We start from the raw sequence: 7,366 nt of genomic DNA on the forward strand, positions 1-7,366 counted from the left end.
GCTCGATGCGGCGCTGGTACTTGACCACCAACATCTCGAACGCCCGCACGTCGCCCAGTTTGACCCGCTCGATCAACAGGGCGTCGGCTTCGGTTTCGGGGGTCATGCTTCAGGCGCTCGGATCGGGCGAAGCGGGCGAGGTTGCCTGCGGGCGCGGCGAATATAGCGCACAGCGCAGCGCATGCCAGTGCGCTTGCAGCCCTGCACGCTGCAGCGGCAACCATTGCCGGCCGGGGCGCGCGACGGTGTCGGGCCCAACACGAAACTGCAGCAGCAGCCACGCGCCAAGGTCCATTGCCACAGTGAGATCGCCAGCCAACTCCGCCGAGCCGGCCGGCAGCGCGAGCCACCAGCGCTCGCCATCCCAGCGCAACGTCAAGCGGGACCGGCACCGAGCGCGCCACACGCAGTGAGCAGCGAGCGCAGCAACGCTCAGCCAGACCAGCCAACCGGCGGCATCACCTCGCTGCCACGCCCAGGCGACCGTCGCGGCGAGCACGCCGAAACACAAAGCCAGCAGAGCGGCAAACCATTGCCGCGAAGGTGCTGCGCTCACGCTCACGGCCGGCGCCGCACGCATGGCCGGGGCAGATCAGGGGTCGAGGCGATCCGCCTCAAGCGCGCTTGAATACCAGCGTGCCGTTGGTGCCGCCGAAGCCGAAGTTGTTCTTCGCGGCGTGTTCGATCTTCATCTCGCGCGCGGTGTTGGCGCAGTAGTCCAGGTCGCACTCGGGGTCCTGGTTGAAGATGTTGATCGTCGGCGGGGAAACCTGGTGATGCAACGCAAGCGCGGTGAACACTGCCTCGATGCCGCCGGCGCCGCCGAGCAGGTGGCCGGTCATCGACTTGGTCGAATTCACCACCACCTTCTTTGCGTGCTCGCCGAAGGCCAGCTTGATGGCATTGGTTTCGTTGAGGTCGCCCAGCGGCGTCGAAGTGCCATGAGCATTGAGGTACTGCACCTGGTCGGCGTTGATGCCGGCATTGCGCAGCGCCGCCTTCATGGCCCGCTTGGGGCCGTCGACGTTGGGCGCGGTCATGTGGAAAGCGTCCGCTCCCATGCCGAAGCCGATCAGCTCGGCGTAGATCTTGGCGCCGCGGGCCCTTGCATGCTCGTACTCCTCGAGCACCATGACGCCGGCGCCTTCGCCAAGAACGAAACCGTCGCGGTCCTTGTCCCAGGGTCGCGATGCCGTGGCCGGATCGTCGTTGCGCGTGGAAAGGGCCCGCGCTGCGGCAAAGCCGCCGATGCCCAGCGGCGAGACAGTCGATTCGGCACCGCCAGCGATCATCACGTCGGCATCGCCATACTCGATCATGCGCGCCGACTGGCCGATGCAGTGCAGCCCGGTGGTGCAGGCGGTGACGATCGCCAGGTTGGGCCCGGTGAAGCCACACTCGATCGAGAGGTGGCCGGAGATCATGTTGATGATCGAGGCCGGCACGAAGAAAGGCGACACGCGTCGCGGGCCGCGTTCCGTGAGCTCCTTGTGGGTCTCTTCGATCATCGGCAGCCCGCCGATGCCCGAGCCGACCAAGCAGCCGATGCGTTCGGCCTGCTCCTCGCTGAGAGCCTGGCCGGTCGGCAGGCCCGCATCCCTGACTGCCTGCAGCGACGCTGCCAGGCCGTAGTGGATGAAGGTGTCCATGTGCCGCGCATCCTTGGCCGGGATGTAATCCTCGATCCGGAAGCCCTTGACCTCACCGGCGAAACGGCAGGACAAACCCGATGCATCGAACTTGGTGACGGTGGCGATCCCGGGGCGGCCGGCCACGAGGTTGGCCCAGGACTCGTCCACTGTGTTGCCCACGGGAGTGACAAGACCGAGACCGGTCACGACGACGCGACGACGGCTCATGCGTTGAAGTTTCTTGCTTGCTGCTGCCGCGGCCTTCAGGCCTTGGCGTGGGATTTGGCGTAATCGATCGCGAGCTGGACAGTCGTGATCTTCTCGGCTTCTTCGTCGGGGATCTCGATGCCGAACTCGTCTTCGAGGGCCATGACCAGCTCGACGGTATCCAGGGAATCCGCGCCCAGGTCGGCGACGAAGGCCTTTTCGGTGGTGACTTCGCCCTCGGCCACGCCGAGTTGTTCGGCGATGATCTTCTTGACGCGTGCTTCTATGTCGCTCATGACTCCTCCAAGGAGAGTTTGCAAAAACAGCCGGTGATTCTAGTGGCTGCAGGGTGTCGGGGCCGAGACGCCCGACTGCCCGCTCGCCGGGCTGCCGGACAGCTGCCTCGCGGCTTCAATTCATGAACATGCCGCCGTTGACGTGCAGTTCGCAACCGGTGATGTAGGCAGCCTGCGGCGAGGCGAGAAACGCCACCGCGTCGGCGATCTCCTGTGGCTGGCCGAGCCGGCCGAGCGGAATCTGCGCGAGAAGCGCGGCCTTGTGCGCCTCGGGCAGGGCCTCGGTCATGTCGGTGGCGACGAAGCCCGGCGCCACGCAGTTCACGGTGATGCCGCGGCTGCCGAGTTCGCGTGCCAGCGAGCGCGTCATGCCGGCTACGCCCGCCTTCGCTGCGGCGTAGTTAGCTTGGCCCGCGTTGCCGCTGGCACCGACCACGGAAGTGATGTTGACGATGCGCCCGGAGCGCTGCTTCATCATCGGCCGGATGACGGCGCGGCTGGCGCGAAACACTGCCTTGAGGTTGGTGTCGAGCACAGCGTCCCAGTCGTCGTCCTTCATGCGCATGGAAAGCTGATCGCGGGTGATGCCGGCGTTGTTGACCAGCACGTGCAGCCCGCCGTCCTGCTTGACGATCGCGTCCACGGTCGCTTCGAGCGCGGCGCCGTCGGTGACGTCGAGCACCAGACCGCGGCCGCCCTGCGCCTGCAGCGCCTCACCGATGCTCGCGGCGCCCGCCTCGCTGGTCGCCGTGCCGATGACCCTGAAGCCGCCCGCCGCCAGGGTTGTGGCGATGGCTCGGCCGATGCCGCGGCTCGCGCCGGTGACGAGGGCGATCCGAACGGGGAGGTCAGTGACGCTCATGCCAGCACTTCCCGGGTTTGGGCCAGGCTCGCGGGATCGCCGATGTTGGCCGCCAGCAGTTCGGCATCGATGCGCTTGACCAGGCCCGAGAGCACGCGGCCTGGCCCGCATTCGACGACATGCGTCGCGCCGCGCAACTTGAGCGCCAGCACCAGTTCGACCCAGCGCACGGGGCCGAAGGCCTGGCGGTAAAGCGCGTCGCGAATCGCTGCGGCGTCGGTCTCCACCGCCACGTCGATGTTGTTCAGCACCGGGATTGCCGGCGTCGCCAGGGGCGTGTCGGCCAGGCGCTCGCGCAGGCGTTCGGCGGCGGGTTCCATGAGGCTGGAATGAAAAGGGGCAGACACCGACAAAGGCAGTGCACGCTTGGCGCCCGCTGCCTTGGCCAACTCGCAAGCCTTGTCCACACCGCTCTTGCTGCCGGAGATCACGGTCTGCTTCGGATCGTTGTAGTTGGCCGCCTCGACAGCCTCGTGCGTCAGCACCGCGGCTTCGGCACAGACTGCGCGCACCGCATCGGCCTCGAGGCCCAGGATCGCCGCCATTGCACCGGCGCCGACGGGCACCGCCTCCTGCATCGCCTGCGCTCGAAAGCGCACCAGGGGCACGGCGTCGGCCAGGCTCAGCACGCCGGCCGCCACCAGCGCGCTGTACTCGCCGAGCGAATGACCGGCGACGAAAGCCGGCTCGCGACCTGTTTCAGCCAGCCAGGCGCGGTAGCAGGCCACGCTGGCCGCGAGCATCACCGGCTGCGTGTTCGTGGTGAGATCGAGCGCTTCCTTGGGACCCTGCCGGATGAGCCCGGCAAGATCGGACCCCAGCGCCTGCGAGGCCTCGGCCAGCGTGTCGCGAACGACCGGATGATCGCCCCAGGCATCGAGCATGCCCACGCTCTGTGAGCCCTGGCCGGGAAAAACGAATGCGAAGACGGACATCCGGAACTGTTTCTCGTCGTTGTTCTTGGGAGTGGCGGACTACGGTCGCGAGGGCTCGACCGCTAAAGATCGAGCAGCACGGCGCCCCATGTGAAGCCGCCACCCACGCCTTCAAGCATCACCGTATCGCCGCGGCGGATCTGGCCGCCGCGCACTGCGTGGTCTAGTGCGAGCGGAATCGAGGCGGCCGAAGTGTTGCCGTGCTCATCGACCGTGACCACCAGCTTGTCCAGCGGCAGCTTGAGCTTTTTCGCCGTGCTTTGCATGATGCGGATGTTGGCCTGGTGCGGGATCAGCCAGTCGATGTCGCTGTCTTGTCGGCCGGCCTTGACGAGCACCGAACGAGCCACGCTCTCGAGCACGCCGACCGCCAGCTTGAAGACCGCTTGGCCGTCCATCTTGAGCAGCGGATCGCCGAGTACTTTTCCGCCCTGCACCGTGCCGGGCGTGCACAGGATGCCGGCATGGCTGCCATCGGCGTGCAGTTCGCTGGCCAGGATGCCGGGCGTGTCGCTCGTCTCGAGCACCACCGCACCGGCGCCGTCACCGAACAGCACGCAGGTGCCGCGGTCGTTGAAGTCGAGGATGCGCGAGAACACTTCCGCGCCGATCACCAACGCCTTGCTCGCAGCGCCGGTGCGGATCATGGAATCGGCGACCGCCAGCGCATACACGAAGCCGGAGCACACCGCCTGCACGTCGAAGGCCGGGCAGCCGGCAGCGCCGAGCTTGGCCTGCAGCAGGCAGGCGGTCGACGGGAAGATCATGTCGGGCGTGGAGGTCGCGACGATGATCAGATCGATGTCGGCCGCCTCGCGGCCCGCGGCTTCGAGCGCGTGGCGCGCAGCGTGCAAGGCCAGGTCGCTGGAAGTGACGTCAGGTGCCGCGAAGTGGCGGGCACGGATGCCGGTGCGCTCGACGATCCACTGGTCGGAGGTCTCGACGCCACGCTCGGCCAACTCGGCAGCGAGCTGCGCGTTGCTCACGCGCCGGGGCGGCAGATAGCTGCCGGTGCCGGTGATGCGCGAATGGCGCGGCAGCGAGGGAGAAGTCGGAGTCATGCGGCTTGCGCGACCGGACCGGTCTGGGGCTGCGGCTCGACCGGCATGGCCTGCAGCGTCTCGAGGATGCGGTCGTGGACGCGGTCCAGCAACCGGTTGCGCGCCGCATCATATGCCCGGTTGAGCGCCTGCTCGAAGGCGAACGCATCGGCTGAACCGTGGCTTTTGAAGACCAGCCCGCGCAGGCCGAGCAACGCCGCACCGTTGTAACGGCGGTGATCCACTCTTTTCTTGAAGTGGTTGAGCACCGGCAGCGCGATCAGCGCTGCGAGCTTGCTGTACCAGTTGCGGGTGAACTCCTGCCGGATGAAACTCGACAGCATCGACGCCAGCCCTTCGGCCGTCTTCAAGGCCACATTGCCGACGAAACCATCGCACACCACGATGTCGGCCTTGCCAGTGAAGATGTCGTTGCCCTCGACGTTGCCGATGAAATTGACGTGGCCTCCGGCTGCGGCGTCACGCAACAGTTCGCCGGCCCGCTTGATGGTTTCGCTGCCCTTGATGGCCTCTTCACCGATGTTGAGCAAACCCACGCTAGGGTTCGGCTTGCCTTCCACGGCAGCCACCAGCGCACTGCCCATCACCGCGAACTGCAGCAGGTGTTCGGCGCTGCAATCGACGTTGGCGCCGAGGTCGAGCACCGTTGTGTGGCCGTCGAGCTGGTTGGGCATGACCGTGGCGATCGCCGGCCGGTCGATGCCCTCCAGCGTCTTGAGCACATAGCGAGCGACCGCCATCAACGCGCCGGTGTTGCCCGCCGACACGCAGGCATGCGCCGCAGCCACGCCCTCCACCGGCTTGACCTGAGTGATGGCCACACGCAAGGACGAATCGCGCTTGCGACGCAGCGCGACTTCGATCGAGTCGTCCATTGCGACGACCTCGCTGGCTGCCACCAGCGTGCAGCGCGGCCAAGCCGCAGCGGGCGCCAGCGCTTCCGTACGGCCCACCAGCAGCAACTCGGCTTGCGGATGAGCGTCGAGAAAAGCGCGACAAGCCGGCAGCGTGACACTCACGCCGTGATCGCCACCCATGCAATCGACGGCGAGGCGTACCGCACCGGACAAGGGAGGGGATGACTGTGGGGGATTCATTGCAGCAAAGACGGAATCACGACCACAACGCTAAGCGCTCAACGAGGCGACGGCAAGTGGCCGCCGCGCACGGAGCAAGCCTATTGACGAGATCGCAAACCGCCGGCCAGCCGCTCGAAACGCGTGAACAGGACCGGCTTCAGCAAGCGCCGGGCCGGGCCGACTCAGGCATCCGCCTTGGTCTTGAGCACCTTGCGACCACGGTAAAAGCCCGTCGGGCTGATGTGGTGGCGCAGATGGTTTTCGCCGGTGGTCGGCTCAATGGCCGTGCCGGGGGTATGCAGCGCGTTGTGCGAGCGGTGCATGCCACGTTTGGACGGCGACTTCTTGTTCTGTTGAACGGCCATGAAGGGCTCCTGGGTCAGGTGGCGCCCCTGAGGGCGCTGCCGCAGCTTGCCGGTGATCGGAAGACGGCGACGGTATCAATGCCGAACCGAGGTCCAGCGATATCCGCGCTGAGACCTGAGCGGTCGAGCGCGGAAAAGCCCGAAAGTGTATCACCCAGCCTGTCGCTACCGAGCTTGACCGCAAGGTACGGCCACGCCGTCCCTTGCGCGTTTGCCGAGGAAGGAGCGGGACAAAAGCACCATGCGCTCTCGTGCTGTCAATGCTTGTCGCCGGACTCCTTGAGTGCCTGCAAGACGGCGAAAGGATGGGGCGGCTCAGCCTGGCCATCGGGCAACACGGACTCGCCGGGCAGCGGGAGCGGCTGCGGGCACGCCTCATGGCGCGGCACCAGCGGCAGCGCAAGCAGAAGTTCGTCTTCGACGAGTTCGCGCAGGTCGAGCCACCGGTTCAGGGCCAGCACGTCGTCGTCGCTGTCCGCGTCCAGTGCGGCGGCCTGATCCTCGCCGGGCACGAAGCGCAGCGCCCGGTCGATCTCGAGCGCGGCGACAACCGGCCCAAGGCAGCGCTGGCATTCGAGTTCCAGGCAAGCCCTGCCCTGCAAGTGCAGCCAGATCTCGGCCGGTGCCCCGACGCGAGCCCGACGCTCGCCGCGCACCGACCAGGTCACGGCATCGTCGGCCTTCGGAAGCGAGTCGGCATGGGCGCTCGCGGCAAGTCGCGGCAGCGACGCCAGCGGCCAGCTTCCGTCAAGGCTCGCGCCTTGCTCGGCCAAGGCAGCAACATCGAGCCGCAGCGGATCGAATTCACGCGATTTCATCGGATCGCAGTTTATGGCCGGCCCCGACAATGCCGCCATGAATGCCCTTTTGTCCACTCCCCGGTTGATCCTGGGTTCGACCTCGCGCTATCGCCGCGAACTGCTCGAGCGT

Annotated in this window: 9 protein-coding genes and 1 pseudogene; all 10 read right to left on the reverse strand. The window is 66.9% G+C overall.

Features of this window, described 5'->3' with window-relative positions; genetic code table 11:
• Positions 1 to 106, reverse strand: a pseudogene (locus tag H0W38_RS12355) (RNA polymerase sigma factor RpoE); the annotation flags it as partial.
• 3 nt (positions 107 to 109) lie between these two features.
• Positions 110 to 580, reverse strand: a complete 471-nt coding sequence (locus H0W38_RS12360; RefSeq protein WP_292454413.1) for a hypothetical protein — start codon at positions 578 to 580, stop codon at positions 110 to 112.
• Between the two features lie 34 nt (positions 581 to 614).
• Positions 615 to 1,859: a beta-ketoacyl-ACP synthase II gene (fabF, locus tag H0W38_RS12365; RefSeq protein WP_292454414.1), complete on the reverse strand. Its 1,245-nt coding sequence runs from the start codon at positions 1,857 to 1,859 to the stop codon at positions 615 to 617.
• A gap of 35 nt (positions 1,860 to 1,894) precedes the next feature.
• Positions 1,895 to 2,134 carry an acyl carrier protein gene (gene acpP, locus H0W38_RS12370; RefSeq protein WP_292442476.1) on the reverse strand — a complete coding sequence of 80 codons (240 nt, stop codon included), beginning with the start codon at positions 2,132 to 2,134 and terminating at the stop codon, positions 1,895 to 1,897.
• A 115-nt stretch (positions 2,135 to 2,249) separates the two neighbouring features.
• The gene (fabG, locus tag H0W38_RS12375; protein ID WP_292454415.1) at positions 2,250 to 2,996 is read right to left on the reverse strand and encodes a 3-oxoacyl-ACP reductase FabG; all 747 of its coding nucleotides are present in this window, start codon (positions 2,994 to 2,996) and stop codon (positions 2,250 to 2,252) included.
• Positions 2,993 to 3,931, reverse strand: coding sequence for an ACP S-malonyltransferase (gene fabD, locus H0W38_RS12380; protein ID WP_292454416.1), 939 nt, complete (start codon positions 3,929 to 3,931; stop codon positions 2,993 to 2,995). Before fabD ends, fabG begins: the two co-directional genes overlap by 4 nt.
• A gap of 62 nt (positions 3,932 to 3,993) precedes the next feature.
• Positions 3,994 to 4,971 (reverse strand): beta-ketoacyl-ACP synthase III, encoded by a 978-nt coding sequence (locus H0W38_RS12385; protein WP_292454420.1) that lies wholly within the window; start codon positions 4,969 to 4,971, stop codon positions 3,994 to 3,996.
• 17 nt (positions 4,972 to 4,988) lie between these two features.
• Complete coding sequence (gene plsX, locus H0W38_RS12390) at positions 4,989 to 6,089, reverse strand: phosphate acyltransferase PlsX (protein ID WP_292454417.1); 1,101 nt, start codon at positions 6,087 to 6,089, stop codon at positions 4,989 to 4,991.
• Between the two features lie 164 nt (positions 6,090 to 6,253).
• On the reverse strand, positions 6,254 to 6,436 hold the full coding sequence (gene rpmF / locus H0W38_RS12395; RefSeq protein WP_292442488.1) for a 50S ribosomal protein L32: 183 nt from the start codon (positions 6,434 to 6,436) through the stop codon (positions 6,254 to 6,256).
• A 257-nt stretch (positions 6,437 to 6,693) separates the two neighbouring features.
• A complete protein-coding gene (locus H0W38_RS12400; protein ID WP_292454418.1) occupies positions 6,694 to 7,254 on the reverse strand; it encodes a DUF177 domain-containing protein in 561 nt (186 codons plus the stop codon).
• Positions 7,255 to 7,366 lie beyond the last annotated feature (112 nt).

The sequence above is a fragment of the Methylibium sp. genome (genome assembly GCF_013817365.1).
In the GTDB taxonomy this organism is placed as follows: Bacteria; Pseudomonadota; Gammaproteobacteria; order Burkholderiales; family Burkholderiaceae_C; genus Methylibium.